Origin of the sequence: Streptomyces sp. NPDC055243 (assembly GCF_044544025.1) — a bacterium.
Classification (GTDB): Bacteria; Actinomycetota; Actinomycetes; order Streptomycetales; family Streptomycetaceae; genus Streptomyces.
Genome location: NZ_JBITWR010000010.1, coordinates 241,285 through 266,403, shown reverse-complemented (window position 1 = coordinate 266,403; position 25,119 = coordinate 241,285). Strand labels below are relative to the sequence as shown.

The 25,119-nt window shown below is 69.6% G+C and carries 27 protein-coding genes; 14 read left to right on the top strand and 13 right to left on the bottom strand.

Annotated elements, in window-relative coordinates; genetic code table 11:
• Positions 1-10 precede the first annotated feature (10 nt).
• From ACIGXX_RS28410 to ACIGXX_RS28390, 5 genes are all read left to right on the top strand, one after another.
• Entirely contained in the window at positions 11-1,120 is a 1,110-nt protein-coding gene (locus ACIGXX_RS28410) for a methyltransferase (RefSeq protein WP_351165499.1), read from the top strand.
• A 114-nt stretch (positions 1,121-1,234) separates the two neighbouring features.
• Positions 1,235-1,660: a PPOX class F420-dependent oxidoreductase gene (locus ACIGXX_RS28405; RefSeq protein ID WP_351165496.1), complete on the top strand. Its 426-nt coding sequence runs from the start codon at positions 1,235-1,237 to the stop codon at positions 1,658-1,660.
• 191 nt (positions 1,661-1,851) lie between these two features.
• Positions 1,852-2,649, top strand: a complete 798-nt coding sequence (locus tag ACIGXX_RS28400) for a hypothetical protein (RefSeq protein WP_351165494.1) — start codon at positions 1,852-1,854, stop codon at positions 2,647-2,649.
• A gap of 67 nt (positions 2,650-2,716) precedes the next feature.
• The gene (locus ACIGXX_RS28395) at positions 2,717-3,139 is read left to right on the top strand and encodes an SgcJ/EcaC family oxidoreductase (RefSeq protein ID WP_351165492.1); all 423 of its coding nucleotides are present in this window, start codon (positions 2,717-2,719) and stop codon (positions 3,137-3,139) included.
• Between the two features lie 91 nt (positions 3,140-3,230).
• Positions 3,231-3,683 carry a DUF1772 domain-containing protein gene (locus ACIGXX_RS28390; RefSeq protein WP_351165490.1) on the top strand — a complete coding sequence of 151 codons (453 nt, stop codon included), beginning with the start codon at positions 3,231-3,233 and terminating at the stop codon, positions 3,681-3,683.
• Between the two features lie 12 nt (positions 3,684-3,695).
• Here the strand turns inward: ACIGXX_RS28390 and ACIGXX_RS28385 are convergent, their stop codons facing one another.
• A complete protein-coding gene (locus ACIGXX_RS28385; protein ID WP_366461438.1) occupies positions 3,696-4,793 on the bottom strand; it encodes a methyltransferase in 1,098 nt (365 codons plus the stop codon).
• Positions 4,794-4,818: 25 nt separating this feature from the next.
• On the opposite strand from ACIGXX_RS28385, the gene ACIGXX_RS28380 reads away from it, so the two are divergent.
• Entirely contained in the window at positions 4,819-5,313 is a 495-nt protein-coding gene (locus tag ACIGXX_RS28380) for a hypothetical protein (RefSeq protein ID WP_351165485.1), read from the top strand.
• Between the two features lie 303 nt (positions 5,314-5,616).
• Here the strand turns inward: ACIGXX_RS28380 and ACIGXX_RS28375 are convergent, their stop codons facing one another.
• The 9 genes from ACIGXX_RS28375 to ACIGXX_RS28335 form a co-directional block, all read right to left on the bottom strand.
• A complete protein-coding gene (locus ACIGXX_RS28375; protein ID WP_399979796.1) occupies positions 5,617-5,937 on the bottom strand; it encodes an antibiotic biosynthesis monooxygenase family protein in 321 nt (106 codons plus the stop codon).
• A 129-nt stretch (positions 5,938-6,066) separates the two neighbouring features.
• On the bottom strand, positions 6,067-6,411 hold the full coding sequence (locus tag ACIGXX_RS28370; protein ID WP_351165481.1) for an antibiotic biosynthesis monooxygenase family protein: 345 nt from the start codon (positions 6,409-6,411) through the stop codon (positions 6,067-6,069).
• A 12-nt stretch (positions 6,412-6,423) separates the two neighbouring features.
• The gene (locus tag ACIGXX_RS28365) at positions 6,424-6,756 is read right to left on the bottom strand and encodes an antibiotic biosynthesis monooxygenase (RefSeq protein WP_361465216.1); all 333 of its coding nucleotides are present in this window, start codon (positions 6,754-6,756) and stop codon (positions 6,424-6,426) included.
• Positions 6,753-7,505, bottom strand: coding sequence for an SDR family NAD(P)-dependent oxidoreductase (locus ACIGXX_RS28360; protein ID WP_351165476.1), 753 nt, complete (start codon positions 7,503-7,505; stop codon positions 6,753-6,755). The genes ACIGXX_RS28365 and ACIGXX_RS28360 overlap by 4 nt, the downstream gene beginning before the upstream one ends.
• 31 nt (positions 7,506-7,536) lie before the next feature.
• A complete protein-coding gene (locus tag ACIGXX_RS28355; protein ID WP_351165474.1) occupies positions 7,537-8,001 on the bottom strand; it encodes a DUF1772 domain-containing protein in 465 nt (154 codons plus the stop codon).
• A gap of 8 nt (positions 8,002-8,009) precedes the next feature.
• A complete protein-coding gene (locus ACIGXX_RS28350) occupies positions 8,010-8,486 on the bottom strand; it encodes an SRPBCC family protein (protein ID WP_351165472.1) in 477 nt (158 codons plus the stop codon).
• 124 nt (positions 8,487-8,610) lie between these two features.
• On the bottom strand, positions 8,611-9,816 hold the full coding sequence (locus ACIGXX_RS28345) for a ketosynthase chain-length factor (protein ID WP_351165470.1): 1,206 nt from the start codon (positions 9,814-9,816) through the stop codon (positions 8,611-8,613).
• On the bottom strand, positions 9,813-11,081 hold the full coding sequence (locus tag ACIGXX_RS28340; protein ID WP_351165468.1) for a beta-ketoacyl-[acyl-carrier-protein] synthase family protein: 1,269 nt from the start codon (positions 11,079-11,081) through the stop codon (positions 9,813-9,815). Before ACIGXX_RS28340 ends, ACIGXX_RS28345 begins: the two co-directional genes overlap by 4 nt.
• Positions 11,082-11,145: 64 nt before the next feature.
• Positions 11,146-11,484 carry a TcmI family type II polyketide cyclase gene (locus tag ACIGXX_RS28335; RefSeq protein WP_351165466.1) on the bottom strand — a complete coding sequence of 113 codons (339 nt, stop codon included), beginning with the start codon at positions 11,482-11,484 and terminating at the stop codon, positions 11,146-11,148.
• Positions 11,485-12,295: 811 nt separating this feature from the next.
• Between ACIGXX_RS28335 and ACIGXX_RS28330 the strand changes: the two genes are divergently transcribed.
• The 3 genes from ACIGXX_RS28330 to ACIGXX_RS28320 all read left to right on the top strand — a co-directional run bounded on the left by ACIGXX_RS28330 (position 12,296) and on the right by ACIGXX_RS28320 (position 14,637).
• Complete coding sequence (locus tag ACIGXX_RS28330; protein ID WP_361465223.1) at positions 12,296-13,144, top strand: AfsR/SARP family transcriptional regulator; 849 nt, start codon at positions 12,296-12,298, stop codon at positions 13,142-13,144.
• A gap of 162 nt (positions 13,145-13,306) precedes the next feature.
• Positions 13,307-14,083, top strand: coding sequence for a TetR/AcrR family transcriptional regulator (locus ACIGXX_RS28325; RefSeq protein WP_399979787.1), 777 nt, complete (start codon positions 13,307-13,309; stop codon positions 14,081-14,083).
• Between the two features lie 104 nt (positions 14,084-14,187).
• Positions 14,188-14,637 carry a cupin domain-containing protein gene (locus ACIGXX_RS28320; protein WP_351165459.1) on the top strand — a complete coding sequence of 150 codons (450 nt, stop codon included), beginning with the start codon at positions 14,188-14,190 and terminating at the stop codon, positions 14,635-14,637.
• Between the two features lie 81 nt (positions 14,638-14,718).
• Here ACIGXX_RS28320 and ACIGXX_RS28315 read toward each other — a convergent pair whose 3' ends face one another.
• From ACIGXX_RS28315 to ACIGXX_RS28305, 3 genes are all read right to left on the bottom strand, one after another.
• Positions 14,719-15,909, bottom strand: coding sequence for a spermidine/putrescine ABC transporter substrate-binding protein (locus tag ACIGXX_RS28315; protein ID WP_351165457.1), 1,191 nt, complete (start codon positions 15,907-15,909; stop codon positions 14,719-14,721).
• A 110-nt stretch (positions 15,910-16,019) separates the two neighbouring features.
• Positions 16,020-18,659: an MXAN_6230/SCO0854 family RING domain-containing protein gene (locus ACIGXX_RS28310; protein WP_399979783.1), complete on the bottom strand. Its 2,640-nt coding sequence runs from the start codon at positions 18,657-18,659 to the stop codon at positions 16,020-16,022.
• 170 nt (positions 18,660-18,829) lie between these two features.
• On the bottom strand, positions 18,830-20,269 hold the full coding sequence (locus ACIGXX_RS28305) for a gamma-aminobutyraldehyde dehydrogenase (RefSeq protein ID WP_399979780.1): 1,440 nt from the start codon (positions 20,267-20,269) through the stop codon (positions 18,830-18,832).
• A 161-nt stretch (positions 20,270-20,430) separates the two neighbouring features.
• Here ACIGXX_RS28305 and ACIGXX_RS28300 point away from each other — a divergent pair, with 161 nt between their 5' ends.
• The 5 genes from ACIGXX_RS28300 to ACIGXX_RS28280 all read left to right on the top strand — a co-directional run bounded on the left by ACIGXX_RS28300 (position 20,431) and on the right by ACIGXX_RS28280 (position 25,074).
• Positions 20,431-20,943: an Lrp/AsnC family transcriptional regulator gene (locus tag ACIGXX_RS28300; RefSeq protein ID WP_351165715.1), complete on the top strand. Its 513-nt coding sequence runs from the start codon at positions 20,431-20,433 to the stop codon at positions 20,941-20,943.
• A complete protein-coding gene (locus ACIGXX_RS28295) occupies positions 20,928-22,307 on the top strand; it encodes an aspartate aminotransferase family protein (RefSeq protein ID WP_351165451.1) in 1,380 nt (459 codons plus the stop codon). Before ACIGXX_RS28300 ends, ACIGXX_RS28295 begins: the two co-directional genes overlap by 16 nt.
• Before the next feature lie 198 nt (positions 22,308-22,505).
• Positions 22,506-23,345, top strand: a complete 840-nt coding sequence (locus ACIGXX_RS28290; protein ID WP_351165449.1) for an ABC transporter ATP-binding protein — start codon at positions 22,506-22,508, stop codon at positions 23,343-23,345.
• On the top strand, positions 23,327-24,493 hold the full coding sequence (locus ACIGXX_RS28285) for a hypothetical protein (RefSeq protein WP_399979775.1): 1,167 nt from the start codon (positions 23,327-23,329) through the stop codon (positions 24,491-24,493). The genes ACIGXX_RS28290 and ACIGXX_RS28285 overlap by 19 nt, the downstream gene beginning before the upstream one ends.
• Positions 24,494-24,669: 176 nt before the next feature.
• The gene (locus tag ACIGXX_RS28280; protein ID WP_351165444.1) at positions 24,670-25,074 is read left to right on the top strand and encodes a VOC family protein; all 405 of its coding nucleotides are present in this window, start codon (positions 24,670-24,672) and stop codon (positions 25,072-25,074) included.
• The last annotated feature ends 45 nt before the right edge of the window (positions 25,075-25,119 follow it).

The following is a 25,119-nucleotide window of genomic DNA, read 5'->3' as shown; positions in this document are numbered from 1 at the left end:
GGAGTTGGGCATGACCGCCACCGGCACGTCCGGCACGACCCCGCACGGTACGCCCGGCACGCACCCCGCCGGTCCGACGGCCTCCGCCCCACCCGGGCCGCCCGGCGGGGCCGCGATCCCGCCCCACGCCCGGCTGCTGCTGCTCACCAACGGCAAGCGCGTCTCCCAGGTCGTCTACGCGCTCGCCGAGGCGGGAGTGGCCGATGTGCTGGCGGGCGGCGAGCTGACGGTGTCGCAGCTCGCGGAGAAGACGGGGACCGACCCCGGGGCGTTGCGCCGGATGCTGCGCTGTGCGGCGGCGGTCGGGGTCTTCACGCTGCGGGAGGGGGGGAAGGTCGGGCTGACCGACATGGCCCAGGCGCTGCGCAGCGATGTGCCCAACAGTCAGCGCGACATGATCCTGTTCAACGGCAGCGAGGCGGTCAGCCGCCCGTACGCCGAGATCAGCACGGCGTTGCGCACCGGACGGCCGGTCTTCGACGACATCTTCGGCATGGACTTCTTCGGGTATCTGCGGCAGCACCCGGAGACCAGCGCGCTGTTCGACCGGGCGATGTCCCGGATGAGCGCCACGACCACCCAACAGCTGCTCGAATCCTTCGACTTCGGCAGGTTCCGGCGCATCGCGGACATCGGCGGCGGGCAGGGGTACTTCCTCAGCGAGCTGCTGCTGCGCAACCCGGGGACGCGCGGCACGCTCGTGGACCAGCCGCAGGTGGTGGAGAACGCGCCGGCGTTCTTCGAGGAGAAGGGGGTCGCCGAGCGGGCCGAGGTGGTGAGCGGCGACTTCTTCGGCGAGCTGCCGGGCGGCCACGACGCGTACGTGCTCAAAGCCGTGCTGCACGACTGGGACGACGCCGCGGCAACCTCGATCCTGCGGGGCATCCGGCGGGCGATCGGGGACGACACGGCGGCCCGGCTTGTGGTCCTGGAGCACGTGCTGGCGCCGGGCGACACCTGGGACCAGGGCAAGTTCCTGGACATCGACATGCTGCTGCGATTCGGCGGCGCCGAGCGGGATCTCGGCGAGTGGCGGGAACTGCTGGCCGCAGGCGGCTTCGCGCTGGAGGACGAGCCCGCCGCCGGGCGCTGGGCCGTGCTCACCTGCCGCCCTGTGTGACGGCGGCCGGGGCCGCCGGCGGGGGACGGGTCACTGAACAGTGAACTTGACGGTGAGCACTGTTCAGCTAAGGTGAGCACTGTACAGCTCGCCCGTCCTCTCGGAAAGACGATCATGACTTCCGAAACAACTGCCGCAAAGGCACTGGAACCGCTCAAGAAGTCCCGAGTGGCCCTGCTGACGACGTACAAGCGCAGTGGCGTCGGGGTCGCGACACCCGTCGGCCGAATCCTCAAAGAGGACCGGATGTTCTTCAACACCCGGTCGAAGACGTGGAAGGTCAAGCGGCTGGCCAACAACCCGCGGGTCACCCTCGCCCCGTGCACCCGCAGGGGCAAGCCCCTCGGGCCGACCGTCGAAGGCGTGGCACGCCTCGTCCCGCCGAAGGCACAGGGCGAGATGTCGACCTTCGAGAAGATCCAGAGCTCCGCGTGGATCCTCATCTACCGGCTGATGTACCAGGACCGCCCGCTGACGTACGAAGTACGCCCCGCGGCCCCTGGCGAGGACCCCTTCGCGCAGGACGACGGCGGCCGCTGACCGCCCGCGGCCACCGGCCGCGGGCGTACCGGCCGCGCGTACGGGCGCGCACCCGCTCCCGGCTTGAGCCCGGCTCAAGCGAAAGAAGTGCGGGGCCCTCAAGAATCGACCGCAGCAGTGCAGCAGCAATTCCTCAGCGCCGACCACACTGTTGAAATGCGTGCATATATCGGGTGGAAGGATTCGTTTCCATGGAGATTTACGAAATAGTCGCGGGTTCCGGTGGGATCAAGGCACCGGAGACCGTGCCCGCCGGTGTGGTGACCTTTCGCATCCAGGCCACCGACCCCGACGACGCCTGGCTCGGAGTCGTGAAGCTGGCCGATGGAATTCCGCTGGAAAAGCATGTGGACAATCTCCGGACGGCCTATGGGTACGGCCCGGACGCCATGGCCGCCAGCAAGGTCGTGGACCGGGAATTCACGATGCTCGGTGGCGGCGCGGTCACCGGTCGGACGTCGGTCTCCTTCACCGCGGAGCTCACCGAGGGCACCTACCACCTCTTCGACTACAAGCGCGTCAAGGACGACGGCTTCACCGCGGCCTCCATCCCCGTCGTGCGCGCCGAGGCGGGGTCCGGGCAGGCAGCCGCCGCGCTCCCCGAGGCGAGCGTGGAGATCGTGCAGTGCCGCACCGACGACGGGCCGCGCTTCAGGGCCCCGGACCGGATTCCCAGCGGCGCGTCGATCCGGATCACCAACGACGTCGGCCAGTACAACGAAGCGATCCTGATGGCGGTGAAGGAAGGCGCCACCAGCGAAGACGTGGCGGCGTTCTTCACCGCCAAGTCCCAGGGGCTGAAGCCCCCGATGACGGATCTGATCCGCGCCAACCCGGTCGGCTGTGTCCCGCTCTCCCACGGACGTTCGGCGGTGATCGCCGCCGATCTGACGCCCGGTCCGTATGTCCTCACCACCTGGCTCACCAACCTCACCACGGCGCGGATGTTCGCCGTCGAGGGCATGCACCAGATGATCACCGTCGACTGACGGGGCCGCGGCCACCAGATCATCACCCGCACACTCACTCACCAGCACCCGGAAAGGCAGAGACAACATGTCGCAGCGCAGCAAGGACGAAGAGGCGATCAAGGAGATCCTGCTCAGCATGGCCAGGGCATGGAACGCGGGCGACGGCGCCGGCTACGCCGCCCCGTTCCTGGACGACGCCAACTACATCTCCTACGACGGGCAGCTGGCGGAGGGCCGCCAGGTCATCCAGGACATCCACCAGATGCTCTTCGACGGGCCCCTGAAGGGCTCGAAGATGGACGACCAGCACCACGGCGACCCCAAGATCCACTTCCTCACCGACGACTCCGCCGTGATCATCTCCGTCGGTGGTGTCTCGTTCGGCGAAAGCGCGGAGACCGACCCCGACCGCGGTTCGATCGTCAGCCTCACCGCGGTGCGCCAGGGCGACACCTGGAAGCTCGCCTCCTTCCAGAACACCCGCCGTCAGGCCGCCTACCAGCACTGACCGCCGTACCGGCCCCGGGCCCGCGCCGGAGTACCGGCCGGGCCCGGCGCCGGTACGGGACCGGGCGGACCACCGCAGAAGGGAGGACAGCGTGGTGTCACACATCTTGGCGGTCCTGGCGCTGACCGCCTCCGGAGTCGGCGCGGGAGTGCTCACCGCCGTCGCCATCAGCGTCTTTCCGGCGCTGTGCAACATGCCGCCGGAGCGCTATGTGGAATCGCACCGGATGTTCGGCAAGGGCTTCCACCCGACCATGCCGATCGTCTTCAACGTCGGGATGTTCTCGGCGTTCGCGCTGGCCGTCATCGAGGGGGGCGCGTCCAGCATTCCGTTCACCGCCGGCGGCCTGGCCCTGCTGGCCAGCCAGTGCGTGTCCCACCTCGGCAACGTCCCCATCAACCGGCGGCTGGCGGCGCTCGATGCGCGGAACATCCCCGACGACTGGGACGACCCCCGGCCCAGGTGGGGTCACCTGAACCGGATTCGCGCTTCGCTGGCCGTTATCGCGCTCGCCCTGATCGCGACCGCCACGGCGGTCTCGTAACACCCGATGGTCTCACTCGGGTTTCACCGCCAGGGCCAGCATCTCCGGGCCCCCGTCCATCAGCTGTACGGACGGGGCCCGGAATCCGCATGCGGCCAGCCAGCCGCTCAGCTCGCCGAAGGTGTACTCCGAGCCGGACTCGGAGAACAGCAACTGGTCGAGGCTGGCCAGCGACGATTCCCGGCTGTGCTGCCGGCTCTCGTCCGTGAGCTGGTCGAAGACCAGCAGCGTGCCGCCGGGCCGCAGCGCGTCGAAGGCCCGGCGCAGCAGCCGGAGCCGCTCGTCCTCGGACCAGTTGTGCAGGATGCGGCCCATGATGACGACGTCGGTCTCGGGCAGCGGCTCCTCGAAGAAGTCCCCGCCCTGGAAGGCGACCTTGTCCCCGGCGCCCGCGCGCACCGCCATCGTGTCGAACTGCTCCTTCAGGGCGGGCAGGTCCACGCAGGTGCCGCGCAGATGCGGCTGCAGCCGAAGGAGTTCGAAGGCGAGGGTGCCGTTGGAGCCGCCCACGTCCACGAACGACTCGTAACGGGACCAGTCCAGGGAGCGGGAGATGACGGGGGCCGCGGCCCGCGCGAAGACGGCCATGGCGTCGACGTAGACAGCGCTCCACTCCAGGGGCCCCTCCTGACCGTCGGCGCCCCCGTCCTGCTGCGCGGCGTCCGGCTGCCCGCCGCCCTGTTCCGAGCCACCCTCTTCCGCGCCCCACTCTCCGTCGCCTCCGGCGGTGAAGCCGGTGCACGGACGGCCGGTCCGCAGGCTCGTCTCCAGCTGCGGCCACAACCAGTACAGCCCTCCGTTCAGCCCGAGATAGCCACCCAGGTACGTCTCGGTGTGCTGGGCGTCCAAGTGGCGTGCGGCGACCGGCGTGTTGGCGTACATGTCACCGGTGCGCTCCAGCAGCCCATGGCTCACCAAGGCGTCCAGGAAGGCCTGTGCGCCCCGCGGGTGCAGCTCCAGGCGCCGCCGGAGCTCCGCGCCGCTGAGCGGGCCGGAACCCAGCTCCGTGAACACCTCCAGCCGCACCGCGGTCAGGATCAACTGCGAACTCGCGAACCCCTTGGCCATGCCCAGGAGTTCGTTCAGGTTCATTTCCACAGCAACACTCACTTCCCACAAGGAACGGACAACTGACATGACCAGTGCACAAGGACGGAAGAAGACCTCGCTGCGCGCCATCCGGCGCTCATTCGGCAGCTCCAGCAAGCCGATGTACGAGACCTCCGGCATCGTCGAGGCGTCGGTGGACGCGGTACGCGCCCTGCTCACCAACGTCTCCGAGGGCGAGGCGAGCAAGCGCAACGCCGTACTCCTCAACGACCCGGCCCAGAAGGTCACCCTCAAGGGCGGCCCCGACCGCTTCTCCCTGCCGTACGGTGCCGCCGAGGTGAACCGCAGCCGCGGCAGCTTCGCCGAGATGGGCAACTGGTGGTACAAGGGCGTCTTCACCGCCGAGCCGCACGCCAAGGGCACCCGGCTGCTGCTGCAGGTCTACAACCACGCCCCGAAGTTCCGGGTCTTCGTCTGGATGACGCAGTTCGGCCTGGCGGACGTGGCCGTGGACGCCATGGACAAGGCCCTGAAGCGGATCACCGCGGCGACCGGCTACAAGACCCACCGGGAACGGTGACGGCGGCGAGAGCGGCGACAGCGGTACGTCCGCCCGCCTGACGGGAGTGCTCAGCAGTGATACGTCCGTGGCCGGTGGGCACATGGTCGAACTCCCGTCTCCGCCGTCCGGTACCCGTCCACCGTGCCGTGCGGAGATCGATCCCCGCCGGAGCGTGGCTCGACGCACGCCCGAGCGCGGCCGCCCGGACCGGGCAGCACACCACAGCGCGGCAGGCCGGTGGTCACCGACACTGCCGCGCTGTGGTGTGCTGCCCGACGCCGCGGGCTGTGCTGTACGGCCCGCCGGCCGCCGTCTAGGGGCTCAGGCGGCCTCGAGACCGGCCCGGCCGATCAGGCGCATGGTCGCCATCGACCCGGCGCGCCGATAGCGCCCCAGCCGCTTCCGGTTCTCCACATGCGGTGCGCTGAGCTCGAACTCCCGGAAGCTCGCCTCGTCGGCCCAGTCGGTCATCACGTAGTAGGAGCCCTCCGAGCCGCTCTCCCGGAGCAGCCACTGCCCCAGATTCGCGGGCTGCTCGGAGATGGTCCTGGCGATGTCCCGCCAGGTCGCCTCGAACTCCTGGCCGGTCCCCGGCGTGATCTCCATGTGCAGGACGGCCCGGAACGTCTCCGGCTCGGCCACGTCCGACTCCTTTCCCAGATTTCGCGGACTTCCGGATGTCCCGGACAGCTCTGCTTGATGTTCCTGTTGAACCCGGCGGCGCGGAGGGGCGGTTGAGTGCCCCTCCGCCGGAGGACCGGGAGCCGGCCGTCAGCGGCTCCGCCGGCCGGCCGGCATATCGGCCCCGGCGGCCGGGTACGCCGCGCTCACCTCGTACACCCCGAACGGCCGCGCCATCCCGGGGTGCCGGTAGGGCCGCAGCGGCGCCGTCTGCCCCTTGTGCTCCGCCCCCTGCTCCCAGCGGTCGAAGTCCGCGCGGCTGGCCCACCGGCTGACGACGATGAACTCCGCGGGATCGTACGGCGAGACCAGCAGCTCGTTGCCGAGCAGCCCCGGCACGCCCTCCATGGCCCGGCTGGCCTGGTGGTACGCGGCGGTGATGCCCTCGGTGTCCTCGGTGGAGTGATAGAGCAGGACTCTGATCTCCCCCTTCATCGCTGCTCCCTCCTACGCCCGGGACCGAGCCGCCCCGGCCGCCGGGGCCTCGGCCACCAGCTCCAGGAACGCGATCGAGCCGCTGGAGCGGAACGGATGCAGCCGCGCCCGGTGCTCCAGGTGGGCCGGGCTGTCCTCGAACTCGCGGAACTCGCGCTCGCTCGTCCAGTCGCTGACGATGTAGAAGACGTCGTCCTCCTCGGTGCTGGACGCCAGCGAGTGGCCGCGGTTGGCGGGGTGCTCCCCGACCACCGAGGAGTGCTCCGCCCACGCCTGGATGAAGCCGTCCGCCATGCCCGGGTTGACCGTCATCTTCAGCAGCACCCGGAACGACGCGGCGCTCACGAGATGCCTCCGTCGACGTACACCACGGACCCGGTCACGTAGCGGGACAGGTCGCTGGCCAGCCACAGCACCGCGCCGGCGACCTCCTCGGGCTTGCCCAGCCGCCCGAGCGCGGTCTTCGGCTCGTAGCGTGCGAGCATCTTGGTGCGCTGCTCCTCCGGCATCTCCCACAGCGCCTCGGTCTCGATCACCCCGAGCGCCAGGACGTTGAAGCGCCAGCCCTTGTGGCCGAACTCCTTGGCCAGCGAACGGCTCAGCCCGCGCAGGGCCGCCTTGGTCGCGGTGTAGTGAGACCGCAGCGGGATGCCGACCTCGGAGGACTTCGAACCGACGCTGATCACCGAGGCGGTGGGCGACAGCAGCGGCAGCGCACCCTGGATGACCAGGTGGGCGGCGGTGAGGTTGGTGGCGACGATCCGGTTCCAGTCCGCCAAGGTCAGTTCCCCGTAGGGAACATGCGTGATCGCCCCGGCGTTGTTGACCACCAGGTCGAGCTGTCCGAAGGCCCGCTCGGCCTCGGCGAGCAGCGCGCTCACGCCCTCCGGCTCGGCCAGGTCGGCGCGCACCACATGGTGGTTGCCGCCGATCTCCTTCAACTCCCGCCGCAGCGACTCCACATGGTCGCTCTCCTGGCGGTAGCAGGTGATCACGTCCAGTCCGGCCCGGGCGAGCTCCAGCACGACCCCCCGGCCGATCCCACGGGATCCTCCGGTGACCAGAGCCTTCTTGCCTTCCACGTTCAGTTGCACAACGGACCTCCTAGGTCGCATCGGAAAAGATTCACAGCAGCGTCGCCAGCGCGGCACAGTTGGCCGCGAGCGCCGCCGTCAGCAGCCAGGTGCGTACCTGGTTCCACCGTCCCCATGAGCGGCGCGGGTCCCGCTCCGCGAAGTCGGCGGGCAGTCGCTGCGGATCGAGCGACTGCACCCACCGGTTGACCGGCACGTTCTTCACCACCGACACCGTGATGGTGCCCAGGGCGAGCAGGGCCGCCAGGGCGTGCAGCACGCGTGCCTCCGAGTGGCTGCCCGCGATGGCCAGCACCGCCGCGCCCAGCGCCGTGCCCACGATGCACAGCGGCATGAACGGGTCGTAGCGGGTCGAGTAGAAGGCGTGCGCGTGCACATAGCGGGCCGGAGGGAGCAGGTTGAGATACGCGAAGCCGCCCAGCTGGGTGTTCATCATGACGCCGGCACCCAGACCGTTCACCAGCAGCACCAGGGGGACCATGACGACTTCCAGCACGAGGTCCCCTAACCGGCGTTGGACAGCTGGTCTGCCCTCGCCTCGACCCGCTCTTTGATGTGCTTCAGCTGGATGCGCGTGTTGGTGTTCAGGCGCTCGCTCATGGCGGCCAGCGTCACCGGGGCCTGCGGCTTCATCTCGAAGTCCTGCACCCAGCGCAGCTGCACGCCGGCGTCGGTCTGGGTGTACTCCCAGAACAGCGACATGTACTTGAACGGCCCGGTCTGCACCCGCTTGGAGTGTGTGGTCCGCTCCGCCTCGTTGACCGTACGGTCCGACGTCCAGCTCCACTGCTGCCCGTTCTCGTCCGGATGCAGCGTCAGCCGGAAGCGGATGGTGTCGTCGCCGAAGCGCTCCAGGATCTCCGCCCCGGCGTATTCGGTGAACAGCCGCGGCCAGGACTCCACGTCGTTGGTCATCTCCCAGACCAGGTCCATCGGTGCCACGATGACAATGGCGTTGTCGGTGTGTCCGGCGACAGTCATGCCCGCGCCTCTTCCTTCGTCTGACGGTTGATGCTGCTGTCCAGGGCGCCGCGCGGGTCGCGCAGAGTGAGCTCGCTCATGAATGCTGCTCCTGTCCGGTCATGTTGCTGAATGTGACTGTTGCTCAGCGGTCGATCCGGCCCAGCGCCACCGCGGCGTTGAACCCGCCGTACCCCCGGGCGATCACCAGCGCCACGCGCGGCGCGCACTCGCGCGGCGCCTCACGCACCAGGTCGATGCCGGGGATCGGCCGGGTGACGCCGGCCGTGTGCGGCACCACGCCGTCGCGCAGGCCGAGCAGAGCGGTGGCGACGTCGAGCGGGGCGCCGCCGCCGTACAGCCGTCCGCTGAGCACCTTGGGCGCGGTGACCGGCACCCCGGAGGGCCCGAACACCTCGGCGATCGCGTCGACCTCCTCCTGGTCGTGCAGCGGGTCGCCCATCGCGTCGGCGTAGACCACGTCCACGTCGGACGGGTCCAACCGGGCGTCGGCCAGGGCCCGTCGGAGGGTGCGGGGCAGCGAAGTGGGCTGTCCCGGCAGGTCGAACCCGGCCGCGTACCCGAGGACCACGCCGTAACCCCGGCCCTCGGCCAGCGCCGGTTCGCCCCGCTCCGCGATCAGGATCGCCCCGCCCTCTCCCGGCACATAGCCGCAGGCGTCCACGTCGAACGGCAGGTACGCGCGGTCCACCTGCTCGCTGCGCGACAGCTTCCCCGACGACAGCTGCGCCACCAGCCCGTACGGGCACAGCGAGGCGTCGGTGCCGCCGGTGACCACGAGCCGGGAATCGCCCCGCAGCAGACGGCGGGCCTGCCCCAACGCGTCGAGTCCGCCCGCCTGTTCGGCGCTGATGACCCCGCAGGGGCCGCGCATGCCGTGCCGGATGGATATCTGGCCGGTGGTGGCGGCGTAGAACCAGGCGATGGACTGGTAGACGCCGACCCACCCGGGCCCCTTGGTGTAGAGCTGCTCCATCTCGCGCTGGCCGAACTCGGTGCCGCCCGAGGAACTGGAGGTGACCACGGCCATCTCGAACTCGTCGAGCGTCGCCAGGTCCGTCCCGGCGTCCGCGAGCGCCGCGTCCGCGCCGTAGAGCGCCAGATGGGTCCAGCGGTCGGTCTGCGGGACCAGCCGCCGGGGCACGCTCTCCCGCGCGCTGAAGTCCCCGACCTCACCGGCCAGTACGACCGGGTACGAGGACGGGTCGAAGTGACTGATCCGTCCGATGCCGCTCTTCCCGGCGAGCACCGCCTCCCAGTGCTCTTCGGCGTCCATGCCGGTGGCCGCGACGACGCCGAGGCCGGTGATGACCATGTCATTGCCGTTCATTGCCGGTCTCCCGAAGGTTTGCGGATCACCATGGCGCTCTGGAACCCGCCGAATCCGCTGCCGACGCTGAGTACGCTGTCGAGCTGCCTCTCCCGTGCGGTCAGCGGCACGTAGTCGAGATCGCACTCCGGGTCCGCGTGGTGCAGATTGGCGGTCGGTGGGACGACTTGGCGGTCCAGCGCCAGCGCACAGGCCGCGATCTCGATGGAGCCGATCGCGCCCAGCGAGTGGCCCACCACCGACTTGATTGAGCTGACCGGTACCTCGTAGGCCCGCCGGCCCAGGCTGCTCTTGAACGCGGCCGTCTCGTGGCGGTCGTTCTGCTTGGTGCCCGAGCCGTGCGCGTTGATGTAGTCGATGTCGTCCGGGTTCAGCCGGGCCTCGGCCAGAGAGGCCCGGATGGCCGCGGCCATCTCCCGGCCGTCCGGCTTGAGCCCCGTCATGTGGAACGCGTTGCTGCGCCGGGCGTAGCCCGCGATCTCCCCGTAGATCGTGGCGCCCCGGGCCTTGGCGGCCTGGTACTCCTCGATCACCATCACCGCGGCCCCCTCACCGAGGACGAAGCCCCGGCGCTCGGCGTCGAACGGCCGCGATGCGTGCTCGGGGTCGTCGTTGTCGGGCGAGGTCGCCTTGATCGCGTCGAAGCAGGCGGAGGTGATCGGCGACAGCGGTGCGTCCGTGGCGCCCGCGAAGACGACCTCGGCCGACCCCTCGGTGATCAGCTGCACCCCGTGGCCCACTGCGTCGAGCCCCGAGGTGCAGCCGGTCGAGGTGAGCGACACCGGCCCCTGCGCCCCGACGTCCCTGGCCACTTCCACGGCCAGCGTGCTGGGCACCATCTGCTCGTACAGATGCGGCACCCCGTAGGTGTGGTCGACCAGCCAGCGGCGGCCGCTGTCGGACAGGACCTGGTACTCCTCCTCCAGGCTCATCGTGCAGCCGACCGCACTGCCGATGCTGACCCCGAGCGTGCCGGGGTCGAGCGCCGCGAGGTCCAGTCCGCTGCCCGCGAGCGCCTCCCGGGCGCAGACCACGGCGAACTGCGCGGCCCGGTCCATCCGCCGGATCTCCTGGTGCGTCAGCCCGGATGCCATCGGGTCGAAGTCCACCTCGGCGGCGATACGGGAGCGGAACCCGCTCGGGTCGAAGAGCGTGATGTTCCGGGTCTTGCTGCGCCCGGCGACGAGCACCTCCCAGAACGCGTCCTTGCCCACCCCGCCCGGGGCCACGACCCCGATACCAGTGATGACGGCGCGTCGGCTCATCGGCTGCTCCACGCAAGCGTGGTGTGAGCCCGACGCGTCGAGTGCGCCGCGTCCGTCTCCTCGCTCACAGCTGCCGTCCCTCGCCCGCGGTCCAGACGTAGAACGGGTTGGCCATCGCGTCCTTCGGCTCCTTCCAGTCGGGGTCGTACGGCGCCACGAACTGGGTGAGCTTCTCGCTGACGTCGTTGTAGAGCGGGTGGCGGCGCGCCTTGTACAGGTCGGGCGTGATGTCGTCATCGGCCTCGACGAGGTGGAAGTACAGGTCGTGGAAGGCGAAGAGCGTTCGCCGCGACACCCCCACCATGCGCGGCAGGTCGGTGGCGTCGGACTGGGCGAATGTGTCGGCGATGCCGGCGGTGTCCCGTGCCTCCTGCAGGCGGGCAACAATGAGAGTCCTGTGCACGGCTGTCCCCTTCAGCTGGATGAATGCGCGCCAGGACAGTCGCAGTCGGCGTCGGAGCGCCACTCGATCTGCATTAAAATATCGGCCGAATCGCAGCGGACTGGTCGGTTCCGGCCATCTGTCCGACGCCGGAACCGTTAGCGCGATAAAGCCGCGCCGCGACGGTCACTGCGCGTGCCGGAGAAACGATCAAGGAAAATGGCCGGACATAGTCGACGGGACGTCACACGGTTCCCGTACGTCACCCTTGACCTTTCGGCAGACACACATACGCTCCGTCCTGCGGCTCAATCGATCCGCGACAATGACTCAAGCGACACGCGAGATTGAGGCGTGTACATTCCAAACGACCCTGTAGCAGGATTGGGGTCAGCACCGAGCGAGACGGGGGACCAAGACGGGGATGCAAGACGGGGATATACAAACGGGGCCTGAAACAGGCGTGTCGTTGCGGATACGCCTGCCGATGCGAGCACGGCGTCACCCTCTGATATCGGCCTTCCGGCCACTGACCGGCCCGGACGGGCTGGTGGAGACGGTGCACACGCCTGTCGCGCGGTATCAAACCGGCCACCGGCGCGTTACGTCAGCGCCACAGATGGCTGTTCTCATCGGCTTCATGAAAAAGACGCACCGGGGCGCGGTGCGACTTTTCAAGGTGCCGCTTCGCCATCTCCATGTGACCCTCTTGTGGCCTCCTGAAAGCGGAAGAAGCTATTCCACTCAGGTGATCGTCGCGATTTAAACAAACCTTGCAAAGCCCGAACAGGTTTCACCGGAGGACAGGTTCGTTCACAAGGGAGGATTCACGATGCGATTCACGGTTCTTGGCTCGGTCGAGGTCATCAATGGAGACCGGCACTGCACACCCTCCGCACCAAAAGTCCGTCAAGTGCTCGCCCTTCTCCTCCTCCGGGCCAATCACCTGGTCCGGGTTGACTCCATCATAGAGGAACTATGGTGCGATTCCCCGCCCAAAAGCGCCATGACCACCGCCCAGACATACATCTACCAACTCCGCAAGATGATTGAGCGGGAGCGGTTCGCACAGCGCGGCGAAGACATTCTGCAGACCCAGTCCTTCGGCTACCTCCTCAACTTCCGCACGGACGCCATTGACGCCTGGAACTTCGAGAAGCTGGCGGCGGAAGGCCAGGCCGAACTGAGGGCGGGGCGCGCCGAGCAGGCAGCCGCCACCCTCGCGAAGGCCCTCAAACTGTGGGCCGGCCCCGCGCTCGGCAACATCGCCTGCGGGCCTGTACTCAGTGCGTACGCGGTGCAGTTGGAGGAGCAGCGGCTACAGGTGCTCCAGCAGCGCATCGAAGCGGAGCTCCAACTCGGCAGGGAGCGCGAGCTGGTTGGCGAACTGCGGCGGCTCGTCGCGGAGAACCCGCTCAACGAGTGGTTCCACGGGCGGCTCATCCGCGTGCTTCAGGCCATCGGCCGCCGTCACGAGGCCTTGCAGACCTACCAGAAGTTGAGGACGATACTGAGCGAGGAGATCGGGCTGAGCCCGTCGATCGAGGTACAGCGCATACACCAGGGCCTTCTCGCCGACGACCAAGTGCTCCTCCCCAGGCAGAACGCTCACATGGGCCCGTCGACAAGCACTCCCGAACGAACAGGCACCGTTGGCCCTCGCAGGTCGCGATCCGCCTGAACCGCCAGCCGTCGACCGACCCACAAGGCGTCCACCCCCGGAACACGGGGGTGGACGTGGTCACGCCGTCCGGAGTCGGCGCCACCATGTCGAGGTATACGGCGTTCACCTTACAAGAACAACGTTCTGCCCTCAAGAGGCCTCTCCATGTATCCTCAGCCCATGGCCAGGATCGATCCCCAAGACAACCTCGCTGACGACACCGGCGCTCTCGCTCCGTTGCCTTGGGATCAGCACCGCCTGTCCAAACGCACCGCTCCCAAGCGCAAGCCGCTGACCCTGAAGACGATCATCGACGGAGCCCTTGACGTCCTTGACCGCGAGGGCATCGAAGTCCTGAGCATGCGCAAGGTCGCGGCGGAGGTCGGCGTCACCGTCTCGGCTCTCTACGCGCACGTGCGCGACAAGGACGAGCTGCTCCAGGTCATGTACGAGCACGTCTACTCCCAGTTCCGCGTGCCCGAGCCGGACCCGGACAACTGGCGCAAACAGATCAAGGACATGGCCCACGATCTGCGCGACCTCCTCCAGTCGCACCGCGACATGGCCCGTATCTCCATGGGCCGTTACCCCGCCGGCCCGGAGATGATCGTCCAACTGGAGCGGATGCTCGCCCTCTTCCTCACCGCGGGGCTCCCGGTCCCCATCGCCGCCAAGGCGGGCGACATGCTCTCGCTCCTGGTCGAAGGCGTCGTCCTGGAATCCGACATGTGGAACGAGCGGGGCATCGACGGCGATTCCGGCGACGAGGTCCGCAACTACTTCGCGGACCTCCCCAAGGACCGCTTCCCCAGGCTGACCGAACACGGCCCGGTGATGTTCACCGACTCCCCCGACGCCCGCTTCGCGCTCTTCCTGGACGTCTTCATCAACGGCCTCGCCCTCTACCGCACAGCGCCCGCCGAAGCCTCCGACGCGGCGGCCACCGAACCGGCATAGCCCCGCCCACCCGGCGTTCGAGTTCGCCTCGAAACCCCCCGGGCACGGTGAAGAACCCAGGTGCCATCTACGCGCCACAGGCCTTCACCGAACAGGGGTGCACCATGAACGCGGAACAGCTGAACGCGGAGAAGCAGCGCGTCTCCGTCGCCACCATCGAGCCCAACCGCCGTCGCGGCGGCGATCTGCGGCTCACTCTCGGCCCGAAAACCGTAGGCGCGACCTCCGGCTTCGGCGGCTTCCTCAAGCTCCAGCCGGGCGAACTGATCACCGAGCACCTCCACCCCTACTCGGAGGAATTCCTCTACGTCATCGAGGGCGACCTGGAGATGAGCCTCAACGGCGAGAAGGTCTCCCTCGCCGCGGGCGACTCCTTGCTGGTGCCCATCTCCGTCCGGCACCGCCTGGTGAACACGGGCACCACACAGGCCACCGTCATCTTCCACCTGTCGCCCCTGGCTCCCAGCCCTGAACTGGGCCACGTGGACACCGAACAGCCCACCGACGCCTCCCAGCCCCACATCCCCGTGGGAAGCCCCACCCCCTCCTCCTGACCCGCACGTGGTCCCGGGCCGGCCCCCTTCCGCCCCGGGACCACGTCCCTCACGGGCCCGACCGGCCGGACGCCGGGCCCGCTACAACCCCGCGATCGCGTTCCACCGCTTCGCGAACTCCGTGCGCTCCTCGGAGGTGATGTCCCGCGCGATCGCGAGCCGCTCGCGCATCGTGTCGTCCGGGAAGATCAGCGGGTCCTCGGCGAGCGAAGCCAGCTCCTTGTCCTTGGACGAGGCGAGGATGTCGCGCGCGGCCGGCACCGGACAGACGTAGTTGACCCAGGCGGCGAGCTCGGCGGCCACCTCGGGCTCGTAGTAGTAGTCGATCAGCCGTTCCGCGTTCTGCTTGTGGCGGGCCAGGTTCGGGATCATCAGCGACTCCGCCCACAGCTCGGCGCCTTCCTCGGGCACGAGGAACTCGATGTCCGGGTCGTCCGCCTGGAGCTGGATCACGTCACCGCTGTAGGCCTGACAGGCCAGGACGTCGCCGCTGGAGAGGTCCTTGATGTAGTCGTTGCCGGTGAAGCGGCGGACGTGCTTCGAGGCCACCAGCTTCTCCACCCGGTCGCACATGCGGTGGAAGTCGTCGGCCTTCCACTTCGTGATGTCGACCCCGTCGCCCTGCATGAGCAGCGCGAACGCCTCGTCGAGGCCGGAGAGCAACGTGACCTTGCCCTTGAGGTCGCCGGCCCACAGGTCGGACACGTGCTTGATCTCCCGGCCGAGCCTGCGCTTGTTGTACGCGATGCCGGTGATGCCCGACTGCCAGGGGACGGTGTGCCCCCGCCCGGGGTCGAAGTGCGGTGAACGCAGCAGCGGGTCCAGGTACTTGGTGACGTTCGGCTGCCGGGCGCGGTCCATCTCCTGGACCCAGCCCAGCCGCACAAAGCGGGCGCACATCCAGTCGCTGATGACGATGAGGTCGCGGCCGGTCTCCTGGTGGTTCATCAGGGACGGGCTGATCTTGCCGAAGAACTCGTCGTTGTCGTTGATCTCCTCCGTGTAGCGGACGTCGATCCCGGTCCGCTTCTCGAAGGCGTCGAGCGAGGGCCGCTTGGTCGAGTCGTCGTCGTCCGTGTCGATGTACAGCGGCCAGTTGGCGAAGGTCAGCGACTTGTCCTGCCGGGAGCGGTCCGCGGCGGCGCGCTCGCCGGGTCCGATGTACGCGGCGGGCACACCGCAGCCCGCGAGCGTGCCGAGGGCCGCCCCGCCGCCGATGACACGCAGCAGGGACCGGCGGGAGACTGAGGAGGCACTGGGGTTCGCTCGCACATCGGCAGCATGCGCCTGGGTGTCACGTACAGGCAATGGACGCTGCGTCGAGCCGAGCGGTCCGGAAGCGACACCCTGTCGATCTGTCCGATCACCCCACCCGCGGGCGCTCACGCGGGCGCCAGCCACCCCGCCAGATCCCCCGCCGTGATCCGCACCGGCGCGGCCGCGTCGACCGGACCCGGGTAGAGCCGGTACACCGTGCCGGACGCGGCATCCTCCGCCCCCTCCAACTCCCCGTGCAGGAGCGCCAGCAGAGCACGGCGCCCCGCCAGCTCCGGCCCCGGCTCCGCGCGCAGCTCGTCCGGCTCCCAGCCGTCGCGGACGCGCAGCGCGAAGTCGGCGCGCGGCTCGTCATCGGCACGGCGGTAGCCCCACAGGACGTGGCCACGCCCGCGCACGTACACGGGCCCGTCGGTGCGGGCGGCGGCCGTCCAGCAGGCGAGGTCCCACAAGGTGGCACGACCGCGCGGCTGGAAGGTGTCCAGCAGGTCGTTGCCCATCCGGCCGAGCCGCTCGCGGTAGCGCCACACGTCGTGGTGGCCGTCGCCCGTGCCCAGGGTGACGTCGGCCCACCAGGCGCGGCGCGTCCGCAGGTCGACGATCATCGGCACGCGCAGCGCCGCGTCACCCGCGAGGTCGAAGCGCTGCCGGACCGTGCGCGGGTCGTACACGGCCCGCTTCTCGCCGCTCACCGCCATGAACCCCGCGAAGGCGTCCGGGAGTTGGTCGAAGGGGACGTTGTTGTACGAGAGGACCGCGGGCACCACGAAGCGCACCCCCGCGTCGGCCAGCCGCGGCAGGTCCAGGTCCAGGTACTCGGTGGCGCCGTGCGGGGCGGGCGCCGACGTCAGGTCCCCGGAGTGCCGGGCGGCGCCGCCCGCGTACGTCAGATGCGTGTAGTCGCACAGGCCGACGAAGCGCCACAGGTCGTCGTAGAGCGCGACGGACAGGTCGAGGTCGACGCGCACGCCCTTGGGCTGGCGCCAGTGCAGGAAGAGCCGCACGTTCTCGCTGTCCGCGGGCATGGGCAGCGAGCTGCCGCGCGGCACAGCGACCAGCGAGGCCGCCGAAGCGCGCTCGGCGAACGGCACCGGCAGATCGGCGAGCGAGGCGTCCAGGACAGCCACCTCGTACCGCTCCCCCTCGCGAACAGCGAGCCGCCGTACGGCCTCCGCCTCGATCAGCTCACCGGCGCGCCCCGCCACGCGGGACGGCAGCGGGGGCCGGTCGTCGTCGATCGCGTACGCCTGGGTGACGCGCCCGCGCGGGAAGAAGACGCGGCGGTGCCCCGGCACGGAACGGACCTTCATGCGGCCGTACGCACCGAGCAGCGGCCCGGGAGCGGTGTGCGGCAGAGCGTTCGCGAGCGCATCGGCCAGCACATCGGGCAGGGTCTCGGCGCCGGAACGGGCCAGCAACAGGTCCAGGCGGCGCAGGAGTTCGCCGGGCCGCTCGCGCAGCAGCCCGGCCGCGGCCGTGGTGTCCCAGCGGCCGAGCGCCTCCTCGACGCGCCCCTGCCAGGTGGAGATCCGCAGCCGGTCGCCCTCGATGCGGACGTCCTCGTGGCGGGCGGCCTCGGCGAGCAGCACCTCGGACAGCGCACCGTCACCGATGCGGGTGCCGCGCAGGACGGCGAAGGCGAGCGCCACGCGCGCGTGGCGGTGGGGCTGCTCGAAGGGGTGCAGGATTTCGCCGACCCGCTTCCAGGCGCGCGGGTCGCGGGCCATGTCCTCGGCGAGGCGTCGCAGGTCCAACCCGTCGAGCAGGGCGAGGAGTTCACGGCGCACGGGACGCGTGAGCCCGCGAAGACGCGGCGGTTCGAGCAGGTCGGGGTCGCCGCCGATTGGGGTCTCCCCTGCTCGAACGGAGTTGAGAGCTTGGGGAAGTACGACGAGAATCCGCAGCACGTCGGTGGCGGTGTCCACGTACCGCGCGATCAGCGCACGCGTTTCGGGGAGGTCGAGCAGCGGCGCGAGGGCGAGCGCCTTGCTCTCGCGCAGCGGTATCTCGGCCGGGAGCCAGTCGGCGGCGTCGGCCGGGTCCAGGTGACCGAGGAGCAGGACGAGGTCGTCGTGGTCCTGGGGGTTGAGGGGCGTACGGCGGGCGAGCAGGGCGGCGAGTTCGGCCGCGGTGTCGCCGGGCGCGGCGATGCCCAGGGCGCGCAGGACCTCGCCGCCGTCACCGCCGAGCCCTGCCCCGGTGTCGAGCCAGGGGTCGGTGGGCCCGTCCGTCTCGTAGCGGTTCTCGCAGATCAGGCAGGCGTACCAGACGCAGCAGTCCTCGCAGCAGCCCCAGTCGTCCTCGATGCGGTGGCACTCGTCGCACAGCAGGTGTCCACAGGGCGCGAGCGCGCGGACGCGGGCCTTGGTGCTGGCGCAGTTCATGCAGGGCTGGTGCGGCTGGGCGGCGAGATGCCGGGCGACGAGAGAAGTGAACCGGTCGTACGCGTGCTGGTACGGGACCTCTGCGGGGAAGCTCCGGAACAGCGGGGCGTGGTGACGGTCCGAGCCCATCAGCGCGTCGACGTCGGCGAGCAGCTTCATGCCGGTCGCGGCGAGGTCGGCGGCGGACAGCGCGGTGAGCGCGCGGCGCAGCGGGGCGGTCAACAGGTGCCCGCGGTCGGCGAGTTCGGCCTCGAGGACGACCACACCGGCGTCGGCCACGGCGGTCCGCCCGGCCCCGGAGGGCACGAACACGCTCTGCCGCCGGCGCAGCAGCAGCCCCGCGAGGTCGTCGGTCGTCTTCATCAGGTCACACCCCCGTAGTACAGAAAATGCGGGGGCGGGGAGTGGGTGCGCTACGGATCTTTTGCAGAGATGAGAAAGAAGGAAGCACACCACGGAGCCGCCCCCGCGTCCCTGACGGTACGCGGGGGCGGCGGGGCCGGGCATCCCAATTAGCCCAGGGCCAGGGAGGACTAACCCTCGATCGACGTCATCACGTGCTTGATGCGCGTGTAGTCGTCGAAGCCGTACGCGGAAAGGTCCTTGCCGTAGCCGGACTTCTTGAAGCCGCCGTGCGGCATCTCCGCGACCAGCGGGATGTGCGTGTTGATCCAGACGCAGCCGAAGTCGAGGACCTTGGCCATGCGCATCGCCCGCGCGTGGTTCTGCGTCCAGACCGAGGAGGCCAGGGCGTACTCCACGCCGTTGGCGTACGACACGGCCTGCGCCTCGTCCGTGAAGGACTGGACGGTGATGACCGGGCCGAAGACCTCGTTCTGGATGATCTCGTCGTCCTGCTTGAGGCCCGAGACGACGGTCGGGGCGTAGAAGAAGCCCTTCTCGCCGACCCGCTGGCCGCCCGCCTCGACCTTGGCGTGCGCCGGAAGGCGGTCGATGAAGCCGGCGACCTGCTTCAGCTGGTTGGCGTTGTTGAGCGGGCCGAAGAGCACGTCCTCGTCGTCCGGCTGGCCGGTCTTCGTGTCGGCCGCCGCCTTGGCCAGCGCGGTCACGAACTCGTCGTGGATGGACTCGTGGACGAGCACGCGCGTGGCGGCCGTACAGTCCTGGCCCGCGTTGAAGAAGCCCGCCATCGAGATGTCCTCGACGGCCTTGGCGATGTCGGCGTCCTCGAAGACGACGACCGGCGCCTTGCCGCCCAGCTCCAGGTGGACCCGCTTGAGGTCCTTGGAGGCGGACTCGGCGACCTGCATGCCGGCGCGCACCGAGCCGGTGATGGAGGCCATCGCCGGGGTGTTGTGCTCGACCATCGCGCGGCCGGTGTCACGGTCGCCGCAGACGACGTTGAAGACGCCCTTGGGGACGATGGAGCCGATGATCTCGGCCATCAGGACGGTCGACGCGGGGGTCGTGTCCGAGGGCTTGAGGACGACGGTGTTGCCCGCGGCGAGCGCCGGGGCGAACTTCCATACGCCCATCATCATCGGGTAGTTCCACGGCGCGACCTGCGCGCAGACGCCGATCGGCTCGCGGCGGATGATGGAGGTCAGACCCTCCATGTACTCGCCGGCCGCGCGGCCTTCGAGCATCCGGGCCGCTCCCGCGAAGAAGCGGATCTGGTCGACCATGGGCGGGATTTCCTCGGACCGCGTCAGGCCGGTCGGCTTGCCCGTGTTCTCGACCTCGGCCGCGATGAGCTCCTCGGCGCGCTCCTCGAAGGCGTCGGCGATCTTCAGCAGGGCCTTCTGGCGCTCGGCCGGCGTCAGGTCACGCCAGGCGGGGAACGCGGCGGCGGCGGCCTCCATGGCGGCGTCGACGTCGGCCTGCCCCGACAGGGGCGCGGTGGCGTAGGGCTCGCCGTTGGCGGGGTTGACCACCTCGGTGGTCCGGCCGTCGGCGGCGTCCCGGAATTCTCCGTCGATGTAGTTACGCAGACGGCGCAGCTCGGTGGTCACTTCCGGCCCTCCAGTCAGATGTCCAATGGATGAGACTCCCACCCTAGTCGGTACACCGACGCTTTCAACATACCCGGGGCCCCCAAGCTGCGAAATCCGTGACGATCGAAGCTCCAGACAACGAATTTCATCGATCTGACCTTGCGGAACTGTCGAGTCCTGTGCACCATGGGGTCGTGGCCAGTCGCAGCGCAGATTCCAGCGGTTCCCGACCAGGGAACGGTTCTTCGTCCATCGACGCCGTCTCCCTGGCGATCATCGAACAGCTTCAGGAGGACGGACGCCGTCCGTACGCCGCCATCGGCAAGGCCGTGGGCCTGTCCGAAGCGGCCGTGCGGCAACGCGTCCAGAAGCTGCTCGACCAGGGCGTGATGCAGATCGTCGCCGTCACGGACCCGCTCACCGTGGGTTTCCGGCGTCAGGCGATGGTCGGCATCAATGTCGAGGGCGATCTGGATCCGGTCGCGGAGGCGCTGACGGCCATGGCCGAGTGTGAGTACGTGGTCATGACCGCGGGCTCCTTCGACCTGATGGTGGAGGTCGTCTGCGAGGACGACGACCACCTTCTCGAAGTGATCAACAAGCGCATCCGCGCCCTCCCCGGCGTGCGCTCCACCGAGAGCTTCGTCTATCTGAAGCTCAAGAAGCAGACCTATATGTGGGGAACCCGATAGCCGTGAGCAAGGACCTCAGCCGAACCGCGTACGACCACCTGTGGATGCACTTCACCCGCATGTCGGACTACGAGAACGCACCCGTGCCCACCATCGTGCGTGGCGAAGGCACCTACATCTACGACGACAAGGGCAAGAAGTACCTCGACGGCCTCTCCGGCCTGTTCGTGGTCAACGCCGGTCACGGTCGTCACGAGCTCGCCGAGACGGCGTACAAGCAGGCGCAGGACCTGGCCTTCTTCCCCATCTGGAGCTACGCGCACCCGCAGGCCGTCAAGCTCGCCGAGCGCCTCGCGAACCACGCGCCGGGCGACCTGAACAAGGTCTTCTTCACCACCGGTGGCGGCGAGGCCGTCGAGACCGCGTGGAAGCTGGCGAAGCAGTACCACAAGCTCACCGGCAACCACCAGAAGTACAAGGTCATCTCCCGCGCGGTCGCCTACCACGGCACCCCGCAGGGCGCCCTGTCCATCACCGGCCTGCCCGCGCTCAAGGCCCCCTTCGAGCCGCTCGTCCCGGGCGCGCACAAGGTGCCGAACACGAACATCTACCGCGCCCCGATCCACGGCGACGACCCGGTGGCCTTCGGCCGCTGGGCCGCCGACCAGATCGAGCAGGAGATCCTCTTCGAGGGTCCCGAGACGGTCGCCGCCGTGTTCCTGGAGCCGGTGCAGAACGCCGGTGGCTGCTTCCCGCCCCCGCCCGGGTACTTCCAGCGGGTGCGCGAGATCTGCGACAAGTACGACGTGCTGCTCGTCTCGGACGAGGTCATCTGCGCCTTCGGCCGCCTCGGCACGATGTTCGCCTGTGACAAGTTCGACTACGTCCCGGACATGATCACCTGCGCCAAGGGCATGACGTCGGGCTACTCCCCGATCGGCGCCTGCATCATCTCGGACAGGCTCGCCGAGCCGTTCTACAAGGGTGACAACACCTTCCTGCACGGCTACACCTTCGGCGGTCACCCGGTCTCGGCCGCGGTCGGCAACGCCAACCTCGACATCTTCGAGAAGGAGGGTCTCAACCAGCACGTCCTCGACAACGAGGACGCGTTCTACCAGACCCTGCGCAAGCTGCACGACCTGCCGATCGTCGGCGACGTCCGCGGCAACGGCTTCTTCTACGGCATCGAGCTCGTGAAGGACAAGGCCACCAAGGAGACGTTCAACGACGAGGAGACCGAGCGCGTCCTGTACGGCTTCCTCTCCAAGGCGCTCTTCGAGAACGGCCTGTACTGCCGCGCCGACGACCGTGGCGACCCGGTCGTCCAGCTCGCCCCGCCGCTGATCTCCACCCAGGAGACCTTCGACGAGATCGAGGGCATCCTGCGCCAGGTCCTCACGGAGGCGTGGACGAAGCTCTGAGCCATGGGGAGACCCATGGTGTGATCGAGTGATCAACACCGGCCCCGGGGGCGCCCGTTCGAGTGAGAACGGGTGCCCCCGGGCCGCGTCGTTTCCAGGCAGCGCGGCCTGGATCCCTAGCGTGCCCAGTGACCGATCGGCCCCGCCTTCGTTCCCCCGTACGGGGGAGGCAAACTGATCTGAACCGAGGTGTACGTGATGGTGGCCCCGCCGGACAACGACGTGCTGTGGGCACGCGCCCTGCACGTCACACACAACGGCTCGCCAGCGCTCACCGGCGTATCACTGGGTGTGCGCGAGGGCGAGATCCTCGCCGTCACCGGCCCGCGCGGCAGCGGCAAGACGACCCTCCTGCGCTGTCTCTCCGGCCAGCTCCTTCCCGAGCAGGGCGAGGTCTGGTTCAACAGCACGCCGGTGCACACCATGGGGCCGGTCGTCCGTGAGCGCCTGCGCCGCGACCGCTTCGGCTGGATCGACCCGGAGCCGCACCTCGTGCCCGAGCTCACGGCCTGGGAGAACGTCGCGCTGCCCCTGATGCTGCGCGACGCCACGCACCGCGTCTCCAAGACCACCGCCCAGGAGTGGCTCGACCGCCTCGACATCGGCGACTGTGCCCGCAAGCGGCCGCACGCGCTGCTTCAGGCCCAGCGCCAGCGCATCGCCATCGCCCGCGCCCTGGTCACGATGCCGTCCGTGATCTTCGCCGACGAGCCGACGGCGCCGCTGCACCGCGCCGACCGCGCCCACGTCCTTCGTACGCTGACGACCGCGGCCCGCTCGCACGGCATCACGGTCGTCCTGGCCACGCACGACGCGGAGGTCGCCGCCCTCGCCGACCGCACCGTCACGCTGCTGGACGGGCGGCGCGTGAACACGGTGCACCTGCCAGGGGCGGGCGACCTCGGGGAGGCGGGCGGTGACGCGGACGGTGCCGTTGCGGGGGCCGGCTCTGATGCCTCCGACCCGGGCTCCGACTCCGCCGCCGACGGCGACTCCGACGATGCGGAAGGCCGGGCCGCGTGCTCGCTCTCCGTCTAGCCCGCGGGGCTCACCCCCTGGTCCAGCTGCGCCGGCTGCTCGTCGCCGCAGCGTCGGCCGGCACCGGCTTCCTGCTGCTGTGCACGCTGGGGTACGCGATGGGCCACCCGGACGCCTCCGGCGGCGCCCTGCTGCGGCTCGCCTGGTGCGTCGCGCCGATCGCCGCCACCGTGTACTTCGCCGTCACCGTCGCGCGCACCGACCCGGCGACCCGGCCGCGCTCCGGGCTCTCCGCGGTGGGCCTCGGCCCGGCCAAGCTCACGGTGCTCGCCGCGATCTCCACGGCCGTGGCGTGCACGCTCGGCTCGATGGTGGCCCTCCTGTTCTTCCTGCACCTGCGGGGCGATCTGACGGGCCTGCCGTTCGACGGCGCCGCGGCCGACCTGCTCGCCGCCGATCAGCCGCTGCCCGTCGGCGCGGCGCTCACCCTGCTCTCCCTGGTCCCGCTGACCGCTTCCGCCGCCGGTGCGGCCGTGCTGCGGCCACGGACCGCGAAGCCGGGCAAGGAGCAGGACGAGCCGCCGCGTCCGGACGCACCGGCCGCGCCGCCGAGCGGGCTGCCCTGGGGGATCGCGCTGCTCGCGGCGGGCCTCGCCGTCGAGGCGTACGCGAGCCGCTCCCCCGGCGCCTCTGACCTCACGATGCCGGGCGGTCTGACCGGCAGCCCCGCGGGCGTGCTCGCCGGGTGGACGCTCACCGCGGTCGGCCTCGCGCTCGCGGGTCCCGGCCTCACCTATCTGTGCGGGCGCCTCCTCCAGGCGGTCAGGCCCGGCGCGATGCGGCTCCTGGCCGGGCGCGGGCTGCAGGAGGAGGCCCGGCGGATCGGGCGGCCGCTCGGGGTGCTCTGTGCGGTGGGCTCCGGGGCGTACGCGGCGCTGACGCTCTACTCCGGTGCCCGGCCCGACGTCGGCCCGCTGACCACGCTCGGCTCGCTACTGGTCGCGGGCTGCGCGGTCCTCACCCTGGCCACGGCCGCGATCGAGGCCAAGCACGCGCGCTCGGACACGACGTCCGCGCTGCTCCAGCTCGGGGCGCCCCTGTCGATGCTGCGCGGCACCGCGGCGCTGCGGGCAGCCACGCTCGTGGCCGTGCTCGGGCCGCTGACCTGGGTGGTCGCGGAGCTGGCCGCGACGCCGCTCGCGGGGTGAGGGGTCCTCGCCGAACTCGCGGAAAGAAATCTCGCGACGGGCGATGAGTTCTGCGTCGAACGTGCGTCTACCCCTCCGTAAGACACGGAACGCACGGACCGCACGGCACGCACGCGACGCACACGACGCACACGACGCACGCGCCTCGCGGAACTCACCGAAACGGGAGACTCCTCATGTACCAGCAGATGATCTTCGTGAACCTCGCCGTGAACGACGTCGACAGTTCGAAGAAGTTCTTCACGGAGCTCGGCTACACGATCAACCCGCAGTTCTCGACGGACGACTGCGCCTGCGTCGTGATCAGCGAGACGATCGTCGCGATGCTGCTGAGCAAGCCGCGCTACCGCGACTTCACGAAGAAGGAGATCGCGGACTCGACGACGACCAGCGAGACGCTGCTCTGTCTGAGCGCCGAGAGCCGCGCGAAGGTCGACGAGCTGGTCGACAAGGCCGTGGCCGCCGGTGCCACGGAGGGCAAGACGCAGGACTTCGGCATGATGTACGGCCGCGCGTTCGACGACCTGGACGGCCACACCTGGGAAATCATGTGGATGGACGAGTCCGCGGTCCAGGGCTGACGGCCCGCCCGGCGCCCACCGCCCCACCCGGCCTGCTTAGCATGG